General features: G+C 71.5%; 25 protein-coding genes and 1 pseudogene. 13 read left to right on the top strand and 13 right to left on the bottom strand.

Annotation, left to right across the window (positions count from 1 at the left end):
* Positions 1 to 8 precede the first annotated feature (8 nt).
* Positions 9 to 2333 (top strand): arylsulfatase, encoded by a 2325-nt coding sequence (locus HAV40_RS26550; protein WP_166385878.1) that lies wholly within the window; start codon positions 9 to 11, stop codon positions 2331 to 2333.
* A gap of 46 nt (positions 2334 to 2379) precedes the next feature.
* A complete protein-coding gene (locus HAV40_RS26545) occupies positions 2380 to 3198 on the top strand; it encodes a hypothetical protein (protein ID WP_166385875.1) in 819 nt (272 codons plus the stop codon).
* 82 nt (positions 3199 to 3280) lie between these two features.
* Here HAV40_RS26545 and HAV40_RS26540 read toward each other — a convergent pair whose 3' ends face one another.
* From HAV40_RS26540 to HAV40_RS26530, 3 genes are all read right to left on the bottom strand, one after another.
* Entirely contained in the window at positions 3281 to 3595 is a 315-nt protein-coding gene (locus HAV40_RS26540) for a GlsB/YeaQ/YmgE family stress response membrane protein (protein WP_203671919.1), read from the bottom strand.
* Between the two features lie 140 nt (positions 3596 to 3735).
* A complete protein-coding gene (locus HAV40_RS26535) occupies positions 3736 to 4170 on the bottom strand; it encodes a hypothetical protein (RefSeq protein WP_166385873.1) in 435 nt (144 codons plus the stop codon).
* Positions 4167 to 4448: a hypothetical protein gene (locus HAV40_RS26530; protein WP_166385871.1), complete on the bottom strand. Its 282-nt coding sequence runs from the start codon at positions 4446 to 4448 to the stop codon at positions 4167 to 4169. The genes HAV40_RS26535 and HAV40_RS26530 overlap by 4 nt, the downstream gene beginning before the upstream one ends.
* A gap of 89 nt (positions 4449 to 4537) precedes the next feature.
* Here HAV40_RS26530 and HAV40_RS26525 point away from each other — a divergent pair, with 89 nt between their 5' ends.
* From HAV40_RS26525 to surE, 5 genes are read left to right on the top strand one after another with little or no spacing between them, the layout of a single operon-like run.
* A complete protein-coding gene (locus tag HAV40_RS26525) occupies positions 4538 to 5323 on the top strand; it encodes an RNA ligase family protein (protein ID WP_166385869.1) in 786 nt (261 codons plus the stop codon).
* The gene (locus tag HAV40_RS26520) at positions 5310 to 6470 is read left to right on the top strand and encodes an AAA family ATPase (protein ID WP_166385867.1); all 1161 of its coding nucleotides are present in this window, start codon (positions 5310 to 5312) and stop codon (positions 6468 to 6470) included. Before HAV40_RS26525 ends, HAV40_RS26520 begins: the two co-directional genes overlap by 14 nt.
* 9 nt (positions 6471 to 6479) lie before the next feature.
* A complete protein-coding gene (otsB, locus tag HAV40_RS26515) occupies positions 6480 to 7283 on the top strand; it encodes a trehalose-phosphatase (protein WP_239086946.1) in 804 nt (267 codons plus the stop codon).
* A 48-nt stretch (positions 7284 to 7331) separates the two neighbouring features.
* Positions 7332 to 8345 carry a 1-phosphofructokinase family hexose kinase gene (locus HAV40_RS26510; protein ID WP_239086945.1) on the top strand — a complete coding sequence of 338 codons (1014 nt, stop codon included), beginning with the start codon at positions 7332 to 7334 and terminating at the stop codon, positions 8343 to 8345.
* Positions 8342 to 9124, top strand: coding sequence for a 5'/3'-nucleotidase SurE (gene surE / locus HAV40_RS26505; RefSeq protein ID WP_166385865.1), 783 nt, complete (start codon positions 8342 to 8344; stop codon positions 9122 to 9124). Before HAV40_RS26510 ends, surE begins: the two co-directional genes overlap by 4 nt.
* Positions 9125 to 9177: 53 nt before the next feature.
* On the opposite strand, the gene HAV40_RS26500 is transcribed toward surE, so the two are convergent.
* The 5 genes from HAV40_RS26500 to HAV40_RS26480 all read right to left on the bottom strand — a co-directional run bounded on the left by HAV40_RS26500 (position 9178) and on the right by HAV40_RS26480 (position 13687).
* Positions 9178 to 9642: a hypothetical protein gene (locus HAV40_RS26500; RefSeq protein WP_239086944.1), complete on the bottom strand. Its 465-nt coding sequence runs from the start codon at positions 9640 to 9642 to the stop codon at positions 9178 to 9180.
* Positions 9643 to 9731: 89 nt separating this feature from the next.
* Positions 9732 to 10034, bottom strand: a complete 303-nt coding sequence (locus HAV40_RS26495) for a DUF6582 domain-containing protein (RefSeq protein ID WP_166385861.1) — start codon at positions 10032 to 10034, stop codon at positions 9732 to 9734.
* 4 nt (positions 10035 to 10038) lie between these two features.
* Positions 10039 to 12246, bottom strand: a complete 2208-nt coding sequence (locus HAV40_RS26490; protein WP_166385859.1) for a xanthine dehydrogenase family protein molybdopterin-binding subunit — start codon at positions 12244 to 12246, stop codon at positions 10039 to 10041.
* The gene (locus HAV40_RS26485; RefSeq protein WP_166385857.1) at positions 12243 to 13232 is read right to left on the bottom strand and encodes an FAD binding domain-containing protein; all 990 of its coding nucleotides are present in this window, start codon (positions 13230 to 13232) and stop codon (positions 12243 to 12245) included. Before HAV40_RS26485 ends, HAV40_RS26490 begins: the two co-directional genes overlap by 4 nt.
* Positions 13232 to 13687, bottom strand: a complete 456-nt coding sequence (locus HAV40_RS26480) for a (2Fe-2S)-binding protein (RefSeq protein ID WP_275413526.1) — start codon at positions 13685 to 13687, stop codon at positions 13232 to 13234. The genes HAV40_RS26485 and HAV40_RS26480 overlap by 1 nt, the downstream gene beginning before the upstream one ends.
* Before the next feature lie 307 nt (positions 13688 to 13994).
* Here HAV40_RS26480 and HAV40_RS26475 point away from each other — a divergent pair, with 307 nt between their 5' ends.
* Entirely contained in the window at positions 13995 to 14381 is a 387-nt protein-coding gene (locus HAV40_RS26475; RefSeq protein ID WP_166385855.1) for a DUF2267 domain-containing protein, read from the top strand.
* Here the strand turns inward: HAV40_RS26475 and HAV40_RS26470 are convergent.
* Positions 14378 to 15109 (bottom strand): hypothetical protein, encoded by a 732-nt coding sequence (locus tag HAV40_RS26470; RefSeq protein ID WP_166385853.1) that lies wholly within the window; start codon positions 15107 to 15109, stop codon positions 14378 to 14380. The genes HAV40_RS26475 and HAV40_RS26470 overlap by 4 nt on opposite strands.
* A gap of 120 nt (positions 15110 to 15229) precedes the next feature.
* Between HAV40_RS26470 and zwf the strand changes: the two genes are divergently transcribed.
* The 5 genes and pseudogenes from zwf (at position 15230) to HAV40_RS26445 (ending at position 22052) form a co-directional block, all read left to right on the top strand.
* Positions 15230 to 16654 carry a glucose-6-phosphate dehydrogenase gene (gene zwf / locus HAV40_RS26465; RefSeq protein WP_166385851.1) on the top strand — a complete coding sequence of 475 codons (1425 nt, stop codon included), beginning with the start codon at positions 15230 to 15232 and terminating at the stop codon, positions 16652 to 16654.
* Positions 16655 to 16712: 58 nt separating this feature from the next.
* Positions 16713 to 18305 carry a GMC family oxidoreductase gene (locus HAV40_RS26460; protein ID WP_166385849.1) on the top strand — a complete coding sequence of 531 codons (1593 nt, stop codon included), beginning with the start codon at positions 16713 to 16715 and terminating at the stop codon, positions 18303 to 18305.
* On the top strand, positions 18302 to 18667 hold the full coding sequence (locus tag HAV40_RS26455; RefSeq protein ID WP_166385847.1) for an SCP2 sterol-binding domain-containing protein: 366 nt from the start codon (positions 18302 to 18304) through the stop codon (positions 18665 to 18667). Before HAV40_RS26460 ends, HAV40_RS26455 begins: the two co-directional genes overlap by 4 nt.
* A pseudogene (locus tag HAV40_RS26450) lies at positions 18664 to 20748 on the top strand (amylo-alpha-1,6-glucosidase); the annotation flags it as partial. The gene HAV40_RS26455 and the pseudogene HAV40_RS26450, both read left to right, overlap by 4 nt.
* A gap of 74 nt (positions 20749 to 20822) precedes the next feature.
* Complete coding sequence (locus HAV40_RS26445) at positions 20823 to 22052, top strand: MFS transporter (protein WP_166385843.1); 1230 nt, start codon at positions 20823 to 20825, stop codon at positions 22050 to 22052.
* A 9-nt stretch (positions 22053 to 22061) separates the two neighbouring features.
* On the opposite strand, the gene HAV40_RS26440 is transcribed toward HAV40_RS26445, so the two are convergent.
* The 4 genes from HAV40_RS26440 to HAV40_RS26425 all read right to left on the bottom strand — a co-directional run bounded on the left by HAV40_RS26440 (position 22062) and on the right by HAV40_RS26425 (position 26333).
* Positions 22062 to 22757, bottom strand: coding sequence for an HAD family hydrolase (locus HAV40_RS26440; RefSeq protein WP_166385841.1), 696 nt, complete (start codon positions 22755 to 22757; stop codon positions 22062 to 22064).
* Positions 22758 to 22834: 77 nt separating this feature from the next.
* On the bottom strand, positions 22835 to 23884 hold the full coding sequence (locus HAV40_RS26435) for a cytochrome d ubiquinol oxidase subunit II (protein ID WP_166385839.1): 1050 nt from the start codon (positions 23882 to 23884) through the stop codon (positions 22835 to 22837).
* Positions 23881 to 25296 carry a cytochrome ubiquinol oxidase subunit I gene (locus tag HAV40_RS26430; RefSeq protein WP_166385837.1) on the bottom strand — a complete coding sequence of 472 codons (1416 nt, stop codon included), beginning with the start codon at positions 25294 to 25296 and terminating at the stop codon, positions 23881 to 23883. Before HAV40_RS26430 ends, HAV40_RS26435 begins: the two co-directional genes overlap by 4 nt.
* 107 nt (positions 25297 to 25403) lie before the next feature.
* Positions 25404 to 26333, bottom strand: a complete 930-nt coding sequence (locus HAV40_RS26425) for a phosphotransferase family protein (protein WP_166385835.1) — start codon at positions 26331 to 26333, stop codon at positions 25404 to 25406.
* Between the last annotated feature and the right edge of the window lie 74 nt (positions 26334 to 26407).

The following is a 26407-nucleotide window of genomic DNA, read 5'->3' as shown; positions in this document are numbered from 1 at the left end:
TGTGGGGTATGGCGCAGCCGGGGTTCAACGGTGTCATCAAACTCGACGTGCGTGACTCGGTGCCGGACTGGACGCCCTACGAGCCGCCCAGAGCGCCCGACGGCGCGCCCAACGTTCTCATCGTGCTGTTCGACGACACCGGCCTGGCCGCGTGGGAGCCGTTCGGCGGCCGGATCGCGATGCCGACGCTGCAGCGGCTGGCCGACAACGGGCTGCGCTACACCCAGTGGCACACCACGGCGCTGTGCTCGCCGACCCGATCGGTGTTCCTGACCGGCCGCAACCACCACCAGAACGGCATGGCCTGCATCACCGAGGGCTCGATCGGCTTCCCCGGCGGCAACGGGCACATCCCCGACGAGTGCGGGACGATGGCCGAGGTGCTGCGCCGCAACGGGTGGAACACGTTCTGGGTGGGCAAGAACCACAGCGTGCCGGTCGAGGAGGCCAACCCGGGCGCGAGCCGGACGAACTGGCCGCTCATGAAGGGCTGGGACCGCTTCTACGGCTTCGTCGGCGGCGAGACCAACCAGTGGTATCCGTCGCTGGCCGAGGACAACCACTTCATCGACCAGCCGTACTCGCCGCAGGACGGCTACCACGTGTCCAAGGACCTGGCCGACCGGGCGATCCAGATGCTGCGCGACAGCCGCGCCTGCGCGCCGGGCAAGCCGTGGCTGATGTGGTTCTGCCCGGGCGCGAACCACGCTCCGCACCACGTCGCGACCGAGTGGGCCGACAAGTACCGGGGCGTGTTCGACGACGGGTACGAGTCGTACCGCGACTGGGCGCTGCGGCGGATGACCGAGCTGGGCGTGCTGCCGCCCGGGACGGCCCTGACCGGGCTGAATCCGATGCCGGAGGGCACGTTCGACCCCAACGACACGGTCCGGTCCTGGGACTCGCTGTCCGAGGACGAGAAGCGGCTCTTCGCCCGGATGGCCGAGGTGTACGCGGGCTTCTCCGAGTACACCGACCACCAGATCGGGCGCATCGTGGAGTTTCTGGAGCAGACCGACCAGCTCGACAACACGTTGATCCTGTACTGCGCCGACAACGGGGCGTCGGCCGAGGGCGGGCCGAACGGTTCGGTCAACGAGAACAAGTTCTTCAACGGCTGGCCCGACGACATGGCCGAGAACCTGGCCCACCTGGCGGACCTGGGCAGCCCGGACACGTACAACCACTACCCGACGGGCTGGACCGCGGCGTTCAGCACCCCGTTCAAGATGTTCAAGCGGTACTCCTACGCCGGTGGCACCGCCGACCCGCTGGTGATCTTCTGGCCGAAGGGCATCGAGGCCCGCGGCGAGCTGCGCCACCAGTACCATCACGCCACCGACATCGTGCCGACGATCCTGGACTGCTGCGGGGTGACGTTCCCGGACACGCTCAACGGGGTCGCGCAGGTGCCGCTGCCGGGGGTGTCGATGCGGTACAGCTTCGCGTCCGCGGACGCGCCGACGACCAAGCGGCGGCAGTACTACGCGATGCTCGGCACGCGCGGCATCTGGGCCGACGGCTGGAAAGCCGTCACCGTGCACGGCCCCACCTCGGGGCTCGGGCACTTCGACGACGACCGGTGGGAGCTGTACCACGTCGACGACGACCGGGCTGAGGCCGTCGACGTCGCCGGGCAGCATCCGGAGAAGCTGGCCGAGCTGCGGGAACTGTGGCTGTCGGAGGCCGAGAAGTATCAGGTGCTGCCGCTGGACGACCGGCTCCCGCCGGAGATCCTTTCCGACGCGCGGCCGCAGCCGATCCCGGCGACCGACACGTACGTGTACTACCCCGGCGCGGCAGAGGTGCCGGAGGCGATCGCGGCGAACATCCGGGGGCGCTCGTACCGGCTGCTGGCCAACGTCGAGATCACCGACCCGGACGCCGCCGGGGTGATCTTCGCGCACGGGTCGCGGTTCGGCGGGCACGCGCTGTTCCTCAGGGACCGGAAGGTCCACTACGTGTACAACTTCCTCGGTATCCCGCCGGAGCAGCAGTTCGTATCAGGACCGTTGGAGCCGGGACGGTACGTGCTCGGGGTCGAGTTCACCAAGGAGTCCGTCGGCGAGCACAAGGAGACGCTCGGGCACACGAAACTGTGGGTCGACGACGCCGTCGTCGCGCAGGGGCCGATGCGTACGCAGATCGCGTACTTCTCGCTGTGCGGCGACGGGCTGTGCGTCGGGCGTGACAGCAGCGACCCGGTCAGCGCGGCGTACCCGCAGCCGTCGGAGTTCCACGGCGGCACCATCAGCCAGGTGGAGGTGTTCGTCGGCCAGGACCAGTACCTGGATCTGGAACGGGAGGCGTCCGCCGCGCTGGCCCGCGACTGAGACGCGGCGGTGCGGTCGCTTTGACCGGCGCGCTACCGTGCGGGTCGTGATCAGACCGGTCCCCGCCCCGTACCGCGTCACGGCCACCGTCGTGGTGCTGGTCGGACTGTCGGCCGCCGCGCCGTTCCTGTACCGGACCGGGCCCGTCGGTTACGCGGCGCTGCTCGTGCCGCTCGGGCTGCTGCTGGCGCTGGCCTGGCTGGTGCGGTTGGGGCAGTGGCTGCTGGCGGCACGCGCGCAACCGTGGCCGGCCCGGTTGACCGTGCACCTGGCGCAGGGCGCGCAGGCGGCGCAGCGCGATCGGGCCGCCGAGAAGGCGGCCGGGGACCTCGATGTCACTCCGGCGGGGTACGCCGTGTGGGCGGTCCTGCGCCGGGGCAGCGCGCCGCAGCTGCACCAGCGGGTGGTGTGGGAACGGTGGCTGCGGGAGCTGTCGGGCGAGCACCGGGTGCTGGTGCGCCGCCGCGCCGGAGTCGCCGTGCTCGACGTCGACGGTCGGGGCCGGGTCTGGCCGGCGAGTTTCACGCTGCGGCGGCGGCCGTGGGGTGTGGTGCTGACCCCGCTGGGCGGCACCCCTGCGGTCAACCACATGTCGTGGTGGCGGCTGCTGGCAGTGCTGGTCATGGTGACGGCGCTGCTCAGCGGCCCGGCGGTCGGGCGCGGGGACCACCTGGACGCGGTCTGGGCCGCCGGGTATGTCGTCGTACTCGCGCTGGGGGTCGGGCAGTGGTTCGGGCTGATGCCGCCCGGAGGGCGTAGCCGGACTCGACCGGCGGCAGGCAAGGTGCCCGCCCCGCGTGCCGCACCCGCCAAGGCCCACCGCACCGCGCGCGCGGCCGGCACGCCGAAGACCCGCAAACGTTAGGAGGGGCACCTTCTACATCGCTATGCGATGGGAAGGTGCCCCTCCTTTCCCTACCCCCACGGAGGGCTCAACGGTGGTGCTGTCAGGTGGTGGTGTTCCGGCGGCGGCGGCGCACGGGGCGACCGCCCTCGTCGGCGATGAAGGTGCGGGTCAGGGCCATGGCGATGATGATGCCGATCACCGCGCAGGCGATCTGGACCAGCAGTTCGGACCAGCTCCAGGTGAAGTGCCACCCGGCCCAGTCCCAGTCCAGGCGGGCCGGCCACGTGTTCTCCCAGCCCATCTGGCGGGAGACCCAGGTGCCCAGCAGCGCGGCAAGGATGCCGACCACGAAGGTGGCGATTACCCCGATGTTCTGGCGGCCGGGAAGAACCAGCCGGCCGAGGGTGCCGATCACGATTCCGATAAGGATTGCGCTCAGGATTCCGGTCGCCGTCATGGCGGGCGACTACCCATCCGCGCGCCTTTTAATCCTCGCCGCGATACCGGTTCCGGGAGACTGTCGACCGGCCTATCCCGACGGTCTCCCGGCGGGTGTCAGGACCAGGGTTTCTCCAGCTGGATGGTGGTGACCGAGTCGACGATCACGGTGTAGCGCTCGGGGCGGTCGGTGAGGATGTAGGCGTCGGTGCGCACCGCGAGCATGGTCAGGTCGGAGTCGGCGACCTCGTGCAGGCGGTCGGGGCCGGGGCGGGTGAGGTCCATGAAGCGGCCCAGGCTGCGCCAGTCGGCGGTGGACTCGACCACGACGCAGTTGTCGTTGGTGCGCAGCACGTCGACCAGGTGCGCGTCGGCTCCGCTGGCCATGGCCTCGGCCAGCGACGCGGACGTGACGGCGAACAGTTCGCCCTCGTCGTCGAACTCGCCGATGATCTCGCCCACGGTCTCGTGCGCGCCGAACGCGCGGATCGCCGAGGCGTCGAGGATGAGGCGGATCGGCGGGATGGTGCTCTCGTCGCCGGTCTCGGTCACGCCGCCCAGCCCATGCGCCGGCGCAGCTCGTCACGGTCGGCGCTGCCGTGCTCGGCCCGCTCGGCGGCGGCGTCGAGCTGCTCGCGGGCCCACAGGCGGGCGCGGCGGCGGCGTTCCTCGGTCAGCGGCACACCGTGGTGGCGCTGGTAGGCCTCGGCCTCGGCGTCCTGGGCGATCTTGCGCCGGACCAGGCGGTTCACCTCGGCGGAGGCGTTCTCGTGCGTCCTGAGATAAGCGACGACGTCGTCGGCCAGGTAGAAGCTTTTGGTCTCACCCATGTCCAATAGACTAGCGCTCATTATCTGATAGGGCCATCAGGTGCGTAATCCATTGGCCCGCCCGGGTGCCGGGAGGCTACAACTACGGCGTGATCGTGAAGTATCCGCGTACGCCGCACCTGGCCGGGTCGCGCCTGCAACCGGGCGACGAGGACCTGGCCCAGGTGCCGTTCTCGCGTATCCGGGGGCGGCACGTGGTCGCCGAGGAGAAGCTCGACGGCGCGAACGCCGGGATCAGCTTCACCGCCGACGGCGTGCTGCGCCTGCAGTCGCGCGGCCATCACCTGTCGGGCGGGCCGCGCGAGCGGCAGTTCGCGGTGCTCAAGTCGTGGGCGGCGACGGTCGCGCCGCTGCTGTGGGAGCGGCTCGGTGACCGCTACGTGTGCTACGGCGAGTGGATGTACGCCAAGCACACCGTGTTCTACGACGCGCTGCCGCACTACTTCTGCGAGTTCGACGTGCTCGACACCGCCACGGGTGAGTTCCTGGACACGCCGCGGCGCCGGGAGCTGCTGGCCGGGTTGCCGGTGCACAGCGTGCCGGTGCTGGCCGCGGGCGCGTTCGAGCGGCTGGAGCAGTTGACGGGGCTGGTGGGGGCGTCGGTGTGCCGTACGCCCGGGTGGCGTGCCGGGCTGGCTGCTGCGGCCGCGGAGGCGGGCGTCGATCCGGAGCGGGCAGCCGCCGAGAGCGATCGGGCCGACGAGATGGAGGGGCTCTACCTCAAGGTCGAGGAGGGCGGCCGGGTCGTGGAGCGCTACAAGTGGGTGCGGCACAGTTTCCTGACCGCGGTGCTGGACTCCGGCTCGCACTGGGCGGACCGGCCGATCGTCGCCAACCGGCTCGCCGACCCGGAGGTGCTGTATGCAGGCCTTTGAGCGGCTGTGCCCGGCCGGGCCGGGCTGGGCGCTGGACTGGGCGGCGGTCGAGCAGGAGTTCGCGTGGATCCGGCGGCTGGCCGGCGTGCCGCAGGACCCGGTGCACCACGCCGAGGGCGACGTGCTCACCCACACCCGGATGGCGGCGCAGGCGCTGGTGTCGCTATCGGCGTGGCGGGAGCGGCCCCGTGCCGAGCAGGTGCGGCTGTTCGCCGCGGTGCTGCTGCACGACGTGGCCAAGCCCGACTGCACCAGGCACGACGGCGAGCGGGTCACCGCGCACGGGCACTCCCGGCGCGGGGAGCTGACCGCCCGGCGGGTGCTGTGGGAGCTGGGCGCGCCGATCGGCGACCGGGAGCACGTGGCGGCGCTGGTGCGCCACCACCAGGTGCCGTTCTGGGCGCTGGAGCGGCCGGATCTGGAGCAGATCGCGCTGCGGGTGTCGCTGACGGCCCGCAACGACGACCTGGCGATCCTGGCGACGGCCGACATCCGCGGCCGGGTGTGCGCGGACGCCGACGCGGTGCTGGACAGCATCGGGCTGTTCCGGGAGTACTGCGCGGACCTGGGGGTGCTGGACCGGCCGTGGGAGTTCGCGTCGGATCACGCGCGGTTCGTGTACTTCCGCACCCCGGGCCGCGACCCGCGTTATGCCGCGTACGACGACAGGCGGATGACGGTGACGGTGCTGTCGGGGCTGCCGGGGGCGGGCAAGGACACGTGGCTGGCCGCGAACCGGCCGGAGCTGCCGGTGGTGAGCCTGGACGCGATCCGGGCGCGGACGGGCGTGCACCCGGCCGGGGACCAGCGGGCGGTCGCGGCGGCGGCGCACGAGCTGGCCCGGGGGCACCTGCGGGCGGGGCGGTCGTTCGTGTGGAACGCGACGAACGTGTCGCGCCAGCACCGCGAGATCTGCATCGGGCTGGCCGCGGGCTACGGGGCCCGGGTCGAGGTGATCGCGCTGGAGGCGCCCGGTCCGGTGCTGCGGGCGCGCAACGCGGCCAGGGCGGCTCCGGTGCCGGACGCGGTGATCGATAAGCTGATCAGCAAGTGGGAGACCCCGGACGTCACCGAGTCGCACACCCTACACCGGCTGGACACGAATGATCGCGTACTTCACGTGATCCCGCGGTCACGGGTGGCCTAGAGTAGGCGAGTGATCGAATCGCAGAGCGTCACTGACGCACTACGTATTGCAGCCGAAAGACGCCATAACTGCGGTTTCTTCTTCGACTTCGACGGAACCCTGTCCGAGATCCGCGACGACCCCTCCGGTGTCGAACCGGTCGCGGGCGCCGTCGCGGCCGTGGCGGAGATCGCCGAACACATCCGCACCGTCGCGGTCGTGTCCGGACGTCCCGTGGAGTTCCTGCGCAAGCACTTCGGCGGCTTGCCGGTGCGCCTGTACGGCCTGTACGGCATGGAGTCGCTCGACGAACGCGGCACCCTGTGGACCGACCCCGAGGTCGTGCCGTGGATCTCCGCGGTCGCCGACGTGGCCAAACGCGCCGTCACCGAACTCGACCCCGACATCCTGGTCGAGGACAAACGGCTGTCGGTCGCGCTGCACTACCGCACCGCGCCGCACCTGCGCGCCCAGGTCGAACGCTGGGGCGGCGACCGGGCCGCCGAATACGGCCTCGCGCCGCTGCCCGGCCGCATGGTCCTGGAGCTCAAGCCGCCGATCCGCCGCGACAAGGGCGGCGTCATCCGCAGCGCCACCCGCGACCTGGACTGCGTCTGGTACTTCGGCGACGACCTGGGCGACCTGCCCGCGCTGACCGCGCTCGCCGACCGCGCCGAGGCCGACCCCGGCTTCGAGGTGTTCCGGGTCGGGGTGTCCAACCCCGAGACCGGCGACCAGGTCGCCGCGATGACCGACGTCATCGTCGCCTCGCCGCGCGACCTGGTGCCGCTGCTGCGCAAGGCCGGGCAGGCCTTCACGCCGTCGCACACCTGACCGGGCAGGCCAGGATTGGATTCCGGGCCGCCGGGGTAAGCGCTGATCATGCCGGAATCAGTCATGGTGTTCTCACCGTCCCCGCAGCTCACCGTCACCATCGAGCAGGTCGGCGATGAGGAGGAGATCCATCTTCACGCCGGCGGACAGGGCGTCTGGGTCGCCCGGATGATCAAATCCTTGGGCGTACGCGTCGTGCTGTGCTCGGCGTTCGGCGACGAGACCGGCCGCGTCGTGCGCAACCTCATCCTCGACGAGGGCCTGGAGGTCGGCGCGATCGACGTCGCCGCCCGCAACGGCGCCTACGTCCACGACCGCCGCGACGGCACCCGCAACGAGCTCGCCCAGGCCCCCGGGCAGCCGCTGAGCCGCCACGACCAGGACGAGCTCTACAACGTCGCGCTCGCCGAGGGCCTGCGCGCCGACGTCGCGATGCTCGCCGGAGTCGCCGACCCGCAGGTCCTCCCACCCGACGTGTACCGGCGGCTGGCCGGTGACCTGCGCCGCAACGGCACCAAGGTCGTCGCGGACCTGTCCGGGGACTACCTGACCGCCGTCCTGGAGGGCGGCGTCGACGTGCTCAAGGTGTCGCACGAGGAGGTCATGCGCGACGGCCGGGCCACCGAGGAGACCATCCCGGGCCTGGTCGCGGCCATGTACCGGCTGCGCGACGAGGGCGCGGAGTCGGTCGTGCTCAGCCGCGCCGAGCACCCCGCGCTGGTGCTCATCGGCGACGAGGTGCGCCAGGTCGAGCTGCCGCGCCTGGAACCCGCCGACCACCGCGGCGCGGGCGACTCGATGACCGCCGGGGTCGCCGCGATGCTCGCCCGCGGCCGCGACCTCGACGAGGCCGTACGCACCGGCGCGGCCGCCGGCGCCCTCAACGTCACCCGGCACGGGCTGGGCACCGGCCGCGCCGACGTGATCTCGCAGTTCACGACCCGGGTGACGCTGACCCCGCTGCCCGGTGCGGGCTCCGGCGCTCCCCCGCCAGGGTCCGGCCAGCGCGGCAGCGGTCACACGTCCCCCGAACAGCTCGCAGAAGAGGTGAAGCGGTCATGACCCGCGTCCTGATCACCAACGACGACGGCATCGAGTCCCCCGGGCTGCACCGGCTGGCGTACGCGGCGCACCAGGCGGGGTTCGACGTGGTCGTCGCCGCACCCGCCCGCGACTCCAGCGGTGCCAGCGCCGCGATCAGCGCCGTCGCGCAGGACGGGCGGGTCGTGGTCGAGGAGCGCAAACTGCCGGACCTGGACGGGGTGCCCGCGTACGCGGTGACCGGGACGCCGGCTCTCGCCGCGCTGATCGCGACCCGGGGCGCGTTCGGGGAGGCCCCCGACGTGGTGCTGTCGGGCATCAACCGGGGTGCGAACGCGGGCCCGGCGGTGCTGCACTCGGGCACCGTCGGCGCGGCGCTGACCGGCGCGACGTACGGCTGCCGCGGGCTGGCCGTGTCCCTGGACCTGGCCGACGGCGACCTGACCGACGACGACCGGCACTGGGACACCGCCGCGGCGTACGCGGTGGCGCTGCTGTCGCTGCTCGACGGCCTGCCCAAGGAGACCGTACTCAACCTGAACGTGCCTGACCTGCCCGCCGACCAGGTGCGCGGGCTGTGCCGGGCCCGGTTCGGCCGCTTCGGCCAGGTCCAGATGCGCATCGCCGAACGCGGCAGCGGCTTCGTGCGCACCGCGCTGGAGGACACCGGCGCGCACCTGGAGCCCGGCACCGACATGGCCCTGCTCGCCGACGGCTACGCCACCGTCACCCCGTTGCAGCCCCTCGGCGAGGCCTCCGTCGACCTGCCCGACCTGGCCGGCGTACTCACCGCCGCCTGACCAGCCGCGCACCCCGCCCCCGCCGCGTACTCATGCGGCGGGGGCGGCTGCGTTCACGGCGAGGTGGACAGGCTGGCCAGCAGGGCGCTGCCGCCGCAGCAGATCAGCAGGATCGCGGGCAGCACGACGAGCATGATGGCGTAGTTGGACCACATGCCGAACGTGGTGACGTCGGTGCCCTGGCCGTCGTGGACGCGGTTGCGCCAGCCGCCGAACCGGAACGCGAGCTGGTGGCCCGCGCCGGGGTGCACGGTCAGCCGCGTCTTGATCATCGGCATGCCGAACGGGTCGGTCACCTTCACCTCGTGCGGTCCGGCCGGAACCACCACGTGGTAGGTGCCCTCGCCGGCGAACGGCACCTGCCGGCCGTCGACCTTGAGCTTGGAGGTGGACGCCGCCGAGACGATGTACGGGCCGCGGTTGAAGCTCACGACCAGTACGCCGTGGCCCTCCGGCACGGGCACGGGCATCGGGTACGCGGTGTAGGGCATGACGGGGCCGGGGTGGAAGGGCTGCATGCGGCCGATCATGCCAGAACGCCGCGAATCCGCGCGACCGTCCACACGCGACAGGCACCCCGCCGCCGGGCGCCTGTCGGATACGTGGCTCAGTGCGCCGAATTGTCCGTGTGTGGTCGGCGGCCCAGCTGGCGCCAGCCGGTCTCGGCGACCTCGACGCCGTAGTGCCTGGCTGCGGCGAGCAGGTTGGCGAAGGCGAGGTCGCGTTCGGCGTCGGTGACGTCCTTGACCTGGTCGAAGCGGGCCAGCGCGTTGCGGACGTGCTCGGCGTCGGTCAGCGGCAGCTTGCGCTTGTCCGGGAATGCGAACACCGACTTGGGCAGGCGGTTCTTGTCGGCGGTGCTGAGTTCGCCGTCGACCTCGTACGCCCGCCAGGTGGTCTTGGTGGTCATGGCCTCACATCATCAGCTGGTCGACGGTGATCGGCAGGTCGCGCGCGCGGCGGCCGGTGGCGTGGAAGACGGCGTTGCCGATCGCGGCGGCCACGCCGACCAGGCCGATCTCGCCGATGCCCTTGGTGCCGGACGGGGTGTAGCGGTCGGGTTCGCCGACGAAGGCGACCTCGACGTCGGGCACGTCGGCGTTGACGGCCACCAGGTAGTCGCCGAAGGTGCCGTTGGCGACCCGGCCCGTGCCGGGGTCGGTCAGGGTGTCCTCGAACAGGGCCTGGCCGATGCCGCCGACGGTGGCACCGAGGATCTGGCTGCGGGCGAGCTTCTTGTTGAGGATGCGGCCGCCGTCGGTCACGGTGACGACGCGGCGCACCCGCAACCGGCCGATCATCGGGTCGATGGCGACCTCGACGAACCGGGCCCCGTACGCGGCGGCGTGGACCATGTCCCTGGCCGCGCCCTCGGGTGGCCGCAGGCGGCCGTCGGCGGCCAGCTCGACCAGGCCCGACCCGGCGAGCAGGTCGGCGATCGGCTCGCGCGCCGACGGGTCGTCGCGGCGGCACAGCGCGCCGTCACGGCAGACCACGTCGTCGGGGGCGAGCCCGTGCAGCGGCGAGTCCGGTCCGGCGAGCGCGAGCAGCTCGCCGCGCAGGTGGGACACGGCGTCGATGACGGCGTTGGACAGCGACGAGGCCAGCCCGGAGCCGCCGGAGTGGGCCGAGGCGGGCATGTCGCTGTCGCCGAGCTGGAAGTCGACCTGCTGCGGGTGCAGGCCGAGCAGGTCCGCGGCGACCTGCGTGATGATGGTGTACGTGCCGGTGCCGATGTCGGTGGCCGCGGACCTGACGGCGGCGGTGCCGTCGGCGTAGATGGTGACGCGGGCCTGGGACATGGGCATGTACGCGAAGAAGCCGCAGGCGGCCATGCCCTGGCCGATGAGCAGGTCGCCCTCGCGGGTCGACGCGGGCCGTGGGTCGCGCCGCGACCAGCCGAACAGTTCCGCGCCGACGCGGCAGCACTCGATCACCGCGTTCGACGACCACGGTTTGCCGGTGGCCGGGTCGCGTTCGGTGGCGAGGTTGCGCAGCCGCAGGTCGAGCGGGTCCATGCCGAGTTCGTGGGCGAGTTCGTCCATGGCGGTCTCGACCGCCCAGTTGCCCTCGGCCTCGCCGGGGGCGCGCATGGATGTCGGGTAGCGGCGGTTGAGCCGTACGGTGCGTTCGACGGTGGCGACGTTGGCGCAGTCGTACAGGTGCGGGGTGCCGCTGGTGAGCAGGCCCACGGCGGGGAAGTCCATCGACGACAGCGACGTGGCCCGGTGCTCGATCATGGTGAGGCCGCCGTCGCGGGCCGCGCCTAGGCGCACCTGGTGCTCGCTGTTGGGGCGGTGCCCGACGAGCCGGAACATCTGCGGCCGGGTCAGCATCAGCTTGACCGGGACGCCGAGTTCGCGGGCGGCACCGGCGGCGAGGATCTTGTACGGCCACTGGTTGAGCCCCGCCCCGAAGCCGCCGCCGAGGTAGGGCACGCGCACCCGAACGCCGGATTCGGGTACGCCGAACATGCCCGCCAGGATCGTACGCAGCGCGATCGTGCCCTGCGTGCTGTCGTGGATCTCCAGGTGGTCGCCGTCCCAGACGGCGACGCAGCCCATCAGCCCGAGCGGGTTGTTGGTGTTCTCCGGGGTCCGGTAGGTCGCGCCGACGCGCACATCGGCGGCGGCCCAGCCCGCGTCGGTGTCGCCGCGCGAGGTGTCCGGTGACGAAGGCAGTGTTTCGCGTCGCTGACCGGCCGGGTCGAGCAGCGGCGGCTCGGCCGCGTAGGTGATCTCCAGCAGCCGGGCGGCCTCGGTGGCCTCCTGCGGGGTGTCGGCGACGACGAGGGCGACCTCCTGGCCATGGAAGGCGATCCGGGCGTCCTGCATCGGCACGACCGGGGCCTCGCCGAACAGCACCTGCGTCGGGGTGTTCAGGCGCGGGAAGTTCTCGTGGGTGAACACGGCCCGTACGCCGGGCAGGGTCAGCAGCGCACTGGAGTCGATCTTCACGATGGATCCGGCGGCGATGGTCGAGGTCACCACGACGGCGTGCAGCATGCCGGGCAGGGTGACGTCGCTGGCGTACGGCGCGGTGCCGGTGACCTTGTGCGGGCCCTCGACCCGGTCGATGCCCTTGCCGACCCAGGTGCCCAGGTCGGGTTGCGTGGCGGTCATCGCTTGGCCTCCGTCATCGTGAGCAGCTGGCGGCTCAGCGTCCGGACCGCCAGGTCGACCTTGAACGCGGTGCCGGGCACGGTGAACGCCGACGCCATCACGGCCCGGCCGGCCTGCTCGAAGCGCAGCGGGTCGACGGGTGTGCCGCGCAGCATCTCCTCGGCCTCGCGGGCCCGCCACGGCACCGAGCCGACGCCGCCGAGCGCGATCCGGATGTCGGCGATCAGGTCGCCGTCCAGCTGCAGCGCGACCGCGGCCGAGGTGAGCGCGAACTCGTAGGAGGCCCGGTCGCGGACCTTCAGGTAGCCCGAGCGCCAACCCTGGGGCAGCAGCGGGATGTCGATCTCGGTGATCAGGTCGCCGTGGCCGAGCACGTTCTCGATCGACGGGCCCTCGTCGGCGCGTACCCAGAACTCGGTCAGCGGGATGCGCCGCTGCCCGGCCGGCCCGTTGACCAGCACGCTGGCGTCGACCGCGATCAGCGGGACCGCGACGTCGGAAGCGTGCAGGGCGATGCAGCGCTCGTCGACGCCGAGGATCGCGTGCATCCGGGCGACGTTGTCGACGGCCGCGCAGCCCGAGTCGGGGCTGCGCCGGTTGCAGGCCGACACGGTCGGGTCGCGGAAGTAGCGGCAGCGGGTGCGCTGCAGCAGGTTGCCGCCGATGGTGGCCATGTTGCGCAACTGCACCGACGCGCCGTGCAGCAGCGCCTCACGGACGAACGCCAGGCGCTGGGCGACGACGGGTTCGGCGGCCAGCTCCTCCATGGTGGTCAGCGCGCCGACCTTGAGCTGCTGGCTCTCGACGAGGATGCCGCGCAGCGGCAGCCGGGTGATGTCGACCAGCCGGTCCGGGGTCCACACGCCGTCCTTCATCAGGTCGACCTGGGTGGTGCCGCCGGCCAGGAACGCGGCCTGCGGGTCGGCGGCGACCGCGGCGACGGCCTCGTCGACGGCGGTGGGGCGGTCGTAGAGGAACGCGCGCATCAGTCGGCTCCCTTCGCCACGTCGCGGATCGCCGCGACGATGTTGTCGTAGGCACCGCAGCGGCACAGGTTGCCCGACATGTACTCGCGGATGGCGGCATCGCTGCCCGCGCGGCCCTCGCGCAGCAGGCACGCGGCGGACATGAGCTGGCCCGGGGTGCAGAAGCCGCACTGGAACGCGTCGTGGCGCAGGAACGCCTCCTGTAGCGGGTGCGGGCCGTCGTCACCGGCCAGGCCTTCGATGGTGGTTACCTGCCGCCCGTCGGCCTGCGCGGCCAGCGTCAGGCAGGACAGCACCCGCTTGCCGTCGACGTGCACCGTGCACGCCCCGCAGGCGCCCTGGTCGCAGCCGCGCTTGGTGCCGGTGAGCCCCGCGGTGTCGCGCAACGCCTCCAGCAGGGTGGTACGGGTGTCGACGCGCCACTGCATCGGGGACCCGTTGACGACGGTGAACACATCGACGGTGTACAGATCCTGCGCCGATGGGACGCGTGTGGTCGTTCGGGTGGTTTTCACAAGGCGCCTCCGGCCGACGCCCGGTCGCCTGCGCCCTGCCGCGCCGGCGACCGGCATGGAGTGGACACCTCAGGATGTCATCGATTCCCGCAGCTCCATGCCGCTTTCGGCGATCCGGGGCGGCCCTCGCGGGACGCCACCGAAAGAGGAGGGGTGAAACGGTGTAAAGGGTGGCGTAGAGGGCATGTGGGCTTAGGGTGTTGATGAATCACCCCCGACCGTGTTGATCGATTACGGGAGGGAACGTATGGGAGACAAGCAGTTCTTTCGCAAGGTCGCCGAGTTGTCGGGACTGACCGTCGAGGAAGCCGCCGACACCACCCGCGCGACGCTGGAGTGCCTGGCCGCGCGGCTCAGCAACGGCGAGAACCGGCATCTGGCGGCGCACCTGCACGAGGGTCTGCGTGACGCGCTGCCGCCCAGCGAGCGCATCCAGTGCTTCGACCTGCCGGAGATGCTGCGCCGGGTGCGTGAACGCACCGGGCTCAACGAACGCGACACCGAGTCCGGGGTGCGCGGCGTCATGACGGCGCTGCGCGAGGACCTGGGCGACGAGACGTTCGACCACGTCATGCAGCAGCTGCCGAATGATTTCCGGACGATGGCCATGGCCGGGACGCGGGCCACGGTCTAGGGCTTGCGGTAGGCCACCAGGTCGGTGCGGTCGGCGGCGGAGGTCTCCGACCGCACCAGCCCCACCTGCGGGGCGTACAGGCGGCGCAGCCGCACCCCGCGTTCCAGCGGCGAGGTCTGCTCGATGGCGATCACGTCCCGGTAGGCTCCGGCGGCGACGCTGACCTGCTCGCCGACACTCAGCACCCGGGCGGTGTCCTCGGCACGGCCACGGCTGTAGGCGATCCGCCAGGACTGCCCCGCCACGGGCCGGGCGGCCATCGCGACGCCCGCCTGGGCTCCTTCGGCCCCGGCCTGCCATCCGTCGACGCCGGTGAGGGTTCCTGCGGCGTAGTCACGGGCGGACTCGCCCAGCAGCCACACGTTGCCGTCGCCGTCCTGGGCGTACCAGCCGGTCAGGTCGCCGATGAGGCCGCCACCGGCGTCGGTGCTCACCGACCGCATCGCGACCGTGGCGATGCCCGCGACGTCGGGGCCGGGTGCGACGGTGACCTCGGTGCGCACGTCGCCGTCCGGGCCGGTGGCCAGGTAGCTCCACCGGCCGCCGACGGCCAGGGGCAGGTACGGGTTGTCGACGCGGGTGGTGAAGCGGGCCGGGTCGAGCCGTACCGGCTGGTCGCCCTGCGGCAGCGGTGACGGGGCCGGAGCGGGGGTCGGCGCGGCGGCCGGGCCTGCCAGCAGGCTCGCGGTCAGCGTCAGGGCGAGGGCCAGGGGCTGCAGAGGGAGCACCTGTTCATGCTCGCAACGCCGCTGTCCCAGAAATGTGCGTTTTGCGGTATCAGCCCGACTGAATACCGATATTGGAAAGATGAGCGGCGTGAGCGAGCGCAGCACCCACGTGGAGATGTCATGACCGCACCCGTGACGCCCGCGCCCGCGGACGTCTTCGTCATCTTCGGCATCACCGGCGACCTGGCCCGGGTGATGACGTTCCGGTCGCTGTACCGGCTGGACCGGCGCGGCCTGCTGACCTGCCCGATCATCGGGGTCGCGGGACAGGACTGGACGGTGGACAAGCTGCGCGAGCACGCCCGCGAGTGCATCGCCGCCACCGGTGAGCCGATCGACGACGCGGTCTTCGAGCGGTTCGCGTCCCGGCTGTCGTACGTGTCCGGCGACTTCACCGACGCGGGCCTGTACCAGCGGGTCGCGGCCGCGGTCGGTGACGCGGCGACGCCCGTGTCGTACCTGGAGATCCCGCCGTCGCTGTTCGCGGCCGTGGTCAAGGGCCTGTCCGAGGCCGGGGTCGTGCGCGGCGGGCGGGTCGTGGTGGAGAAGCCGTTCGGCCGCGACCTGGCCTCGGCCCGGGAACTGGCCGGGCAGCTGCACCAGTACCTGACCGAGGCGCAGCTGTTCCGCATCGACCACTTCCTGGGCAAGATGGGCACCGAGGAGCTGGTGTACCTGCGGTTCGCCAACACGATGCTGGAACCGGTGTGGAACCGCTCCTACGTCGACAGCGTGCAGATCACCATGGCCGAGAACTTCGGCGTCGAGGACCGCGGCCACTTCTACGACCCCGTCGGCGCGCTGCGCGACGTCGTCGTCAACCACCTGATGCAGGTCCTGGCCGGCGGGGCGATGGAACCGCCCGCCGGGCGGCACCCCGACGCGGTCAAGAACGCCAGCACGGCGCTGTGGAGCGCGGTCCTGGACGCCGACCCGGCGAACTACGTGCGCGGTCAGTACGACGGCTACCAGGACATCGACGGCGTCAAGCCCGGCTCGACGACCGAGACGTACGCCGCGCTGAAACTGGAGATCGACAACTGGCGCTGGTCAGGCGTGCCGTTCTTCATCCGCACCGGCAAGTGCCTGCCCGCGACGCAGACCGAGTTCCGGGTCGTGTTCAAGCGCCCGCCACGGCTGGGCCTGCCCGCGTTCGCCGGGATGGTCCCCGAACCGGACCAGTTCATCATCAAACTCGACCCGACCACCGGCACGCGGCTGCGCCTGGACGCCCGCCGCGCCGACGGCGACGGCCCCGAGCCGATCACCCTGGACATGGAGTTCGCCACCGAGGGCGGTGAAGGGCCGACGCCGTACGAGGTGCTGCTGCACGCCGCGCTGATCGGGGACGCGAACCGGTTCACCCGCCAGGACGGCGTCGAGGAGACCTGGCGCATCCTGCAGCCGCTGCTGGACGCCCCGTCACCGATCGAGTCCTACGCCCCGGGCACCTGGGGTCCGCCCGGCGCGGAGAAGCTCGTCGCAGGCCACGGCTGGCGCGGCCCGTGGCTCGTCGACAAGAACCCGCCCGGCAAGATGCCGTGACCTTCGCACCCGGGGCCACCGGGACGACCATTCTCGCGCAGCGGTGGGGAGAACTGTGATGGACGCCTACGACGTGATCATCATCGGGACCGGCGCGGGCGGCGGAACCCTTGCCCGCTACCTCGCCCCGTCCGGCAAACGCATCCTGCTGCTCGAACGCGGCGACTGGCTGCCCCGCGAACCCGAGAACTGGGACACCGCGCAGGTGTTCGTCGACAACCGCTACATCTCCAAGGACACCTGGTACGACAAGCACGGCAACGGTTTCCAGCCGCAGGTCCACTACTACGTCGGCGGGGCCACGAAACTGTACGGCGCGGCCCTGTACCGGCTGCGCCGCGAGGACTTCGGCCAGCTCCAGCACCACGACGGCATGTCGCCCGCGTGGCCCGTCTCCTACGAGGAGATGGAGCCGTACTACACCATGGCCGAGCAGCTGTACGAGGTCCACGGCAACCGGGGCGAGGACCCCACCGAGCCGCCCGCGTCCGGGCCGTACCCGTTCCCGGCGCTGCACCACGAGCCGCGTATCCAGCAGTTGTCCGACGACCTGGCCGCCGCCGGATACCGGCCGTTCCACGCGCCCGTCGGGGTGCGGCTCAACGAGCAGAACATGCCCTACAGCATCTGCGTACGCTGCCAGCACTGCGACGGGTTCCCGTGCCCGCTGCACGCCAAGTCCGACGCCGAGACCCTCGCCGTACGGCCCGCGCTGCAGGCCCCGAACGTCACCCTGCTCACCCACGCCCACGCCGTACGCCTGGAGACCAACCTCGCCGGCACCGCCGTCACCCAGGTCGTCGTCGACCACGAGGGCCACGAGGAGCGCTACGCCGCCGACATCGTCGTGGTGTCGGCGGGCGCGGCGAACTCCGCGAAACTGCTGCTCATGTCGGCCAGCGACCTGCACCCGCACGGCCTGGCCAACAGCTCCGACCAGGTCGGGCGCAACTACATGTTCCACCTGTCGCAGGCCGTGCTCGCCCTGTCGCGCGAACCCAACGAGACCCGGTTCCAGAAGACCCTGGGCCTCAACGACTTCTACTTCCGCGGCCCCGGCTTCGACTACCCCATGGGCAACATCCAGATGATCGGCAAATCCGAGCCCGACATGTACCGCGGCGAGAAGCCCCTCGCGACTAAGCTCGCCCCGACCTGGGCGCTGGCTGACGTCGCCCGGCACGCCGTCGACTTCTGGCTGTCGACCGAGGACCTGCCCAAGGCCGACAACCGCATCACCGTCAGCCGCGACGGGCACATCGTGCTCGACTACAGCCCCAGCAACCCGACCGCCGCCAAGCGGCTCTACCACCAGCTCAAGTCGATGCTCGGGTCGATGCGGCTGCACGAGGACCACCTGATCCACCGGTTCGCGTACATGAAGACCGACATCCCCATCGCCGGGGTCGCCCACCAGGCCGGGACGTGCCGGTTCGGCAACGACCCCGCCACCAGCGTGCTGGACGCGCACTGCAAGGCCCACGAACTCGACAACCTGTACGTCGTCGACACCAGCTTCTTCCCGAGCATCGGCGCGGTCAACCCGGCGCTGACCGCGATGGCCAACGCCCTGCGCGTCGGCGAGCACCTCGCCGGGCGGCTCGGCGTCAGCTACGCCGCACCCGCCGCGACCCCGGGAGCATCCCGGTGAGCGACGCCACCGCCGACTACTTCCACAGCCTCGCCGAACACGGCCGCTACCCGCTGCTGCGCGCCACCACCGGCACGATCCGGTTCGACCTCGCCGACAACGGGCACGCCGAACACTGGCGCGTCGCGATCAAACACGGCCACATCGACGTCAGCCGCGGCGGCGAACCCGCCGACTGCGTCGTGCACGTCGCCAAGTCCCTGTTCGACGGCATGATCACCGGTCGGGTCAACACCATGGCCGCCGTGCTGCGCGGCCAGATCAACGTCGAGGGCGAACTGCACCTCATCGTCATGCTGCAACGGCTGTTCCCCGGGCGGCCGACCACGCCCGCACCGGCAACCCGGAGGCACCCGAGATGACCACCACCGGCTCTGTCAGCACCCTCGACGGCAACACGTTCGTCGTCAGCGACACCGCCGGCGACATCGACGCCTCACCCACCGAACCCAACGGCCTGTTCTCCTGGGACACCCGCTACCTGTCCCGCTGGATCCTCACCCTCGACGGCCACCGCCTCAACCCGCTGTCCACCGACGACCTGCACTACTTCGAGACCCGGTTCTTCCTGGTCCCGGGCACCGGCACGGTGTACGTCGACGCGACCCTGTCGATCATCCGCCGCCGCGAGGTCCTCGACGGGTTCCGCGAGGAACTGACCATCCTCAACCACAGCGCCACCCCCGTCGACCTCACCCTGCGCCTGGACGCCTCCGCCGACTTCGCCGACCTGTTCGAGGTCAAGGACCACCTCAAGAAGAAGGGCACGTACTACGCCCGCATCGGGGACAACCTGCTGCTGCTCGGCTACGAACGCGAGACGTACCGCCGCGAGACCCTCATCAACACCGCCGCGTCCACCCACATCGACGAGCACGGCGACACCGCCCACACCCCTGCCGCCGCCATCGACGACCAGGGCATCACCTACACCGTCCACCTCGGCCCGCACGGCAGCTGGACCACCGAACTGCACGTACAGTGCTCGCTGTGGGGCTGGGCCGTCAACGAGCGCGTCACCGCCCGCCGCGAAGCCGCCCACACCCGCAAGGACATGGAGGAGGACCTCCACGAGTGGTTGTCCGAGGCGCCCAAGCTCGAATGCGACTGGGAGCCGCTCAAGCACACCTACCGGCGCAGCCTCACCGACCTCGCCGCACTGCGCTTCGCCCCGATGACCTCCGGCGAGCGCACCCTGCCCGCCGCGGGCCTGCCCTGGTTCATGACCATGTTCGGCCGGGACAGCATCCTCACCAGCCTGCAGGCCCTGCCGTACGCGCCGTCGCTGGCCGCGACCACCCTGGCCGAACTCGGCGCGCGCCAGGGCAGCCGCGTCGACGACTTCCGCGACGAGGACCCCGGCAAGATCCTGCACGAGATGCGCTACGGCGAACTGACCGCCTTCGAGGAACGCCCCCACTCCCCCTACTACGGGTCAGCCGACAGCACCGCGCTGTTCCTGATCCTGCTCGACGAGTACGAACGCTGGAGCGGCGACACCAAACTGGTCCGCGACCTCGAATATGAGGCCCGTGCGGCGCTGGCCTGGCTCGACCAGTACGCCGACCTGCGCGGCGACGGCTACGTCTGGTACCAGACCCGCAACCCCGACACCGGCCTGGAGAACCAGTGCTGGAAGGACTCCTGGGACTCCATCTCCTACACCGACGGCCGCCTGCCCGGCTTCCCCCGCGCCACCTGCGAGCTGCAGGGTTACGCCTACGACGCCATGAAGCGCGCCGCCCGCCTGGCCCGCGTCGTCTGGAACGACCCCACCCTCGCCGAACGCCTCGACACCGAGGCCGCCGACCTCAAACGCCGCTTCAACCGCGACTTCTGGATCGAGGACCGCAACTACTACGCCCTCGCCCTCGACAGCGACGGCACGCAGGTCGACGCCCTGTCGTCCAACATCGGCCACCTGCTCTGGTCCGGCATCGTCGAACGCCGCCGCGCCCACCACATCGTCGAACACCTGCTCGGACCCCGGCTGTACTCCGGCTGGGGCATCCGGACCCTGGCCGAGGGCGAGCAGCGCTACAACCCCGTCGGCTACCACGTCGGCACCGTCTGGCCGTTCGACAACTCGTTCATCGCCTGGGGCCTACGCCGCTACGGCTACAAGAACGAGGCCGCCCGGGTCGCCGCCGGCATCCTCGACGCCGCCGAGTTCTTCAACGGCCGCCTGCCCGAAGCCTTCTGCGGCTACGACCGCTCCGTCACCAAGTACCCCGTCCCGTATCCGACCGCGTGCAGCCCCCAGGCCTGGTCCACCGGCACTCCGCTGCTGCTGCTGGGCACCATGCTCGGCCTGCAGGCCGTCGACGACCACCTCGTCGTCGACCCGGCCCTGCCCGTCGGCATCGGCCACCTCGCCCTGCTCGACGTCCCCGGCCGGTGGGGACACCGCGACGCCTACGGCCGCGGCCGGGTCCAGGTCCGTGCCGACGACCGGCTGCGCAAGCTCCGGCCCCAGCTGTCCACCCTGCAGACCCTGGTCAACAGGCGCGAGAATTCATGACGGCCCGCGCCCAGACCACCGTCGTCGACCTCGCCGGCGTCGTACAGGGCATCGTCCTGGTGACCATCCCCGCCCTCAGCTCGATCCTCACCGACCCCGGCCACTACGCGCTGACCAGCGCGCAATACGGCGTCATGTTCGCTCCGCAGGTCGTCGCCGCGATCGCCGCCGCCCTGGCCGGTGCGGGGCTCGCCCGCCGCCACGGCACCCACGCCGTCTACCTCGCCGGGCTCGCCTGCTCCCTGGTGTCCATGGTGCTGCTGCTCGCCAGCGCCGCCGTCATGCACCAGCAGCACGTCGCCTACCCGCTGCTGCTGGCCGCCACCGCGTTCCTGGGCGCGGGCTTCGGCCTCGCCGTGCCCGCGCTCAACTCACTCGCAGCCGCCTTCCACCCCGCGAACGTCGACCGCGCCGTGCTCATCCTCAACGCCCTGCTGGGCCTGGGCACCGCGCTGGCACCGGTGTTCGTCGCCGTCTTCGTCGGCCTCGGCTACTGGTGGGGGCTGCCGATCCTGTCCACGCTGCTGCTCATCGCCCTGCTCGCGGTCAGCGCCCGCCTGCCCATGCACTCCGGCGCCCGGAGCGCTGCCGCCGCCACCGGCGGACCGCTGCCCGCCCGGTTCTGGCTCTACCTGGCGTTCGCCCTGCTGTACGGCATCTGCGAGACCGTCAACGGCAACTGGGCACAGCTCGACATGACCACCAGCGTCGGTGCCAGTACGACCACGGCCGCGCTCGCCCTCACCGCGTTCTGGGCCATGGTCACCCTCGGGCGGCTGCTGTTCGCCGCCATCACCCGCTGGCTTCCCGCCCGCGCCACGTTCCACCTGCTGCCGTTCGCCCTCGCGGGCGTCTTCGTGATCATCGCCGCGCTGCCCCGCGGCCACGACGTCCAGGGCGTGCTGGCCTTCGGGGCGGCCGGGCTGTGCTGCTCCGCGCTGCTGCCGCTGACCATCAGCTTCGGTCAGGGCGAGCTCACCGGCCTGTCCGCGACCGTCGCCGGTGGCGTCATCGCCGCCTACCAGCTCGGCTACGGCATCGCCGCGTTCGGCGCGGGCCCCCTCGTCAGCGCCGGAACCCCGCTGTCGCACCTGTACGCCATCGCCGCGTTCGTCGCGATCGCCATGGGCCTGCTGTCGTTCGCGGTCGCCCACCGCCGGCGCTCACCGCGAACGCTGCACCCGACCCCCGCGCCCGCGCACGCGCCGATCACGCGCACCGGGTAGTCCCGCCGCTCACACCGGGCGCTGTGACAGTCCCAGGCCGGCCGAAATCTCGTCCAGCAGCCCCGGCAGGTCCGCCAGCGAATCCACCACCGGTCCCGACCACACCCCGGACCGGTCGATGAACTCGGCCGTGCGGACCACGGTCAACCCGACCGCCGCCGCCCCCGCCAGCTCGCCGTCCGCACCGTCGCCGACGAAGACACACCGCTGCGCCGTCGTCCCGAGCGCTGCCAGCGCCGCCTGGTAGATCGCCGGATCGGGCTTGGCCGCCCGGACGACGCACGAGAACACCGCCGCGTCGAAACGCCGGGCCAGCCCCGAGGTCTGCCACGCCTCGGCCGCCTCGGCCGTCGCGTTGCTGACCAGGCCCAGCCGCCAGCCCGCCGCCCGCAGGCCGTCCAGCGCCACCAGCGTGCTCGACGGCGCGGAGTTCAGCAGCCACGACGCCAGTTCCAGCCGCAGTGCGGCCGCCCGCGCCACCTGCTCAGCCGACGGGTCACCGCCCAGCCGACGGGCCAGGGTCAGCACCGTCTCCTCCGCGGACCAGCAGACCAGCCGCTCGCGCCACGACGCGTGGTACGCCGCGACCAGGCCCGCCGGATCCACCCCGACGATCTCGCCCATCCGCGCCACGACCCGGTCACGCTGCCCATCGGCACCGTCGAGCAGCGTATGGAACAGGTCGAACAGAATGGTCCCCGGCACGCGCGAAGGCTACCAGCCCGTACCGCCGCCCTGATGCATCGTGACTGGCGTCTCCACCAGCCTGAACAGGCCCACGGTCATGATCGCAGGTCCCCCGGCTCCGCCGACTCCAGTGACGTCAGCGGATCCTCGCCCAGCTCGCCGCGCTGGTCGAGCACGTACAGCAGGATCAGGGCCGGGACGAGCGTGACCAGCGCCACGCCGAACCAGGCCAGGATCCAGCGCTGCGTGACCGCCGCGCCCGAGCCGTCCTCGATCGTCAGCCCGAACGGCAGCAGGTACGGGTACTGCGCCACGCCCCACGACCACACCAGCGCCGCGACCCCGCCCAGCGCCGTCAGCCGCAGCCCGCGCACCGCGCCTCGGGCGGCCATCCAGAATGTGACCCCGAGCAGGATCAGGCCCAGCACCAGCAGCACGCTGCCCCGGGTGACGAACCGGTCGAACATCTGCGGTGCGTCACCGTGCAGCGCGACCAGCGCGCCGACGCCGAACAGCACCGCCACCGCACCCGACCCCAGTGCCCTGCGGCGGAAGTACTCGCGCAGCCCCGGCAGGCCGCGCCGGTGCGCCTCGGCGATCAGGTACACCGCGGCCAGGAACGCGCCCATCGCGACCGCCAGCAGCCCGACCATGATCGACGTGGGGTTCCACCAGCTGGTCAGTTCGTCACCGGCGGCGTCACCCGGCGGCACCCGGCCGGTGATGATCCCGCCCAGCACCGCCCCGAAGCAGAACGGCGTCAGCACCGCGCCGAACCCGAACAGCACGCCCGCCGCCTGGCGGCGGCCCTCCCGCGCGGCGTCCTTGCGCAGGGCGAAGTTCGCTCCGCGCAGCACGATGCCCAGCGCGGCCAGCGACAGCGGGATGAACAGCGTGGACATGATCGAGGCGAACGCCGCGCCGAACGACGTCCACGTCACCACCAGCAGGTACACCAGCCAGACGTGGTTGGCCTCCCATACGGGGGTGATCACGGCGTCGATCAGCGACCGCACCCGTACGCCGCGCACGTGGCCGCCCGCGGTCAGGTCCCAGAACCCTGCTCCGTAGTCGGCGAAACCCGACCAGGCGTACAGCGTCACGGCCAGCACGACCAGGACCGCGACGGCGTCGGCCGCGCTCACGGCGCCGACCGTTCCACATCGGCGGCGGCCTCCGTGCGCGGCCCGTACGGAGCCGTCTCGTCAAGGAAGTCACCGATGTCGGCGCGCCGCCAGCGCCGCGACATCACCCGCAGCACCGTTATCGTGCCCACGGCCAGGAGCAGGTACAGCACGACGACGACGGCGAACGTCGCCCATACGCCGTCGGCCTTGGTCACCGCGCCGGAGGTGCGCTCGAACCCGTACACGATCCAGGGCTGGCGGCCGACCTCCGTGACGATCCAGCCGGCCTCGATGGCGACGTAGGTCAGCACCCCGGCCGCCGCCGCGCACCAGAGGAACACCTTGGACTGCGGCATGGTGCGCCTGCGCCACCAGTGCCAGGCGAACCACAGCACCAACAGCATGAGCAGCGAGCCGATGCCGACCATGACGTCGAACGCCCAGTGCACGATGTTGACGTTGGACGGCCGGTCGGCCAGCGCGACCGTGTCCAGCCCCTGCACGTAGGTGTCGGGGCTGTTGCCGGCCAGGATCGAGTTCAGGTTCGGGATGCTCAGGCCGCCGGAGACGGTGTTGGTGGCCTCGTCGTACCAGCCGAAGAAGATCTCGGGCTGGTGCGTGCCTGAGGTGGTGACGACCTCCATCGCCGCGAACTTGACCGGCATCTCCTTGAACAGCCACACCGCGATGAGGTCGCCGATCACCATCTGCACCGGGGTGATGATCGCCGCGACGGTGAACGGGATGAGGAAGCCCAGCCGGTGGTAGCGGTCGCGCCGCCCGCGCAGCCAGCCCACGGCGTACACCGACGCGACGGTGAACCCCGCCGCCATGTACGCCGCGCAGATGAAGTGCAGGAACTCGTACGGCAGGGCCTTGTTGAAGATCGCGGCGATGGGGTCGATGTTCGTCGGCCAGCCGCCGTTCGGACCGGGGGTGAAACCCGCCGGGGTGTTCATCCACGAGTTCGCCGAGATGATGGAGAACGCGCCGACCATGGCCACGAACGGGATCGGCAGGCCGAGTTTGAAGTGCGTCCACGGCTTGAGCCGCCGCCAGCCGTAGATGTAGATGGCGACCAGGATCGCCTCCAGGAAGAACGCGATGCCCTCGATGGCGAACGGCAGCCCGAACACGTCGCCGTACTTGCCGGTCAGGCCCGGCCAGAGCAGTCCCATCTCGAACGACAGCACCGTGCCCGACACCGCGCCGACCGCGAACGTCAGTCCGGCGGCGTGCGACCAGCGCCGGGCCAGGGTCAGCGCGACCAGGTCGCGCCGTTTGAGGCCCCGGTGCTCGGCGATCAGCATGATCGCGGGCAGCGCCACCCCGAGCGGCACCAGGATGATGTGGAACATCAGCGTGAACGCCATCTGCGAGCGGGCCGGCAGCAACTGCGCGGGCTCCGTCGCGGCCAGCCAGTCGACCATCTGCTTGCTCCCCCGGTGCGCTGCGGAACTCGCCCCACCATACAAGGACAATTCGCCCAAGTCGGGCTCTTTGTCGTCGACGGCCGGACGAGGCCCGGCACGGCGGGTCACCGGCGCAGCAGCAACTCCTCCAGTTCCGGGAGCCGGCCGAACAGGACCGGCAGGCCGCGTACGCCACCGCGCACCGACTCGTGCGACAGCGCGAGCTCAGGGCCGGTGCTCGCCTCGACACCGGCCAGGCAGCGCAGAATGTTCCACCTGGTGAACCCCAGCCAACCACTGATCATGAACACGAACCAGCTCGGGCCCGGCGGCGGCAGCCCGCCACCGGCTGCGGCATAGCCGTCGAGGACCGCGTGGAAGACCTCGGGACGGATGTCGTCGAAGCCTGGCCCCTTCGCGATGCTCAGCGCGGTCGAGCCGAGCTCGCCCGACAGGTCGAGCATCCCCGCGAGCTCCCAGTCGAGCACGACCGGCCGACCGGCCCGGCTGAGCAGATTCCACGGCTGGATGTCCCGATGGGTCAACACGACGGGACCTGGCCGCTCGCAGGCGCCGACGAAGCGGGCGATAGCGAGGAACGTCTCGACCTGGGCCTGGAGTTCCCCGGCCCAGGGCTGACCGGTCGCGGCCGCCCGCGCGGCGAGTTCGCGCCAGTCCCCGGGCGTGGGTTCTTCGCTCGCGACATGGGGCCACGCGACGTCGAGCGCGTGCAGGCGCGCGAGGATCCCGCCGACCTCGAACGCGTACGCGACCGGCACCGGCGCTTCGGGCACCTTCTCGCCCTCGACCCACCGATGCACGAGCATGCCGGCACTCGCCGCGATCGGCTCCGGCATCGCGATGCCCGCGGCGAAGGCGGCCCGCTCGAGCCTGAACACGTCCTCGGCGTGGTAGCCCGCGCGGCGGTCGGCGAGGTTCAGCTCCTTCACCGCGAACGACCCCTGATCGGTGTCGAGCCGGTACAGCCGGTTGGCGAACCCGCCGTGGACCCGGACCATCGGGCCGATCGGCGTGCCGAGCCAGGAGAGGTCCATCTCAGGCAACCTAGGGCCGCCCGTGACGCCGCCGCAACCGCTTTACCCAGGATGAGCGCTGGTCAGCGCGGGCA

It is taken from the genome of Catellatospora methionotrophica (assembly GCF_011297335.1).
Classification (GTDB): domain Bacteria; phylum Actinomycetota; class Actinomycetes; order Mycobacteriales; family Micromonosporaceae; genus Catellatospora; species Catellatospora methionotrophica.
This window is presented reverse-complemented; position numbering and strand designations above follow the sequence as displayed.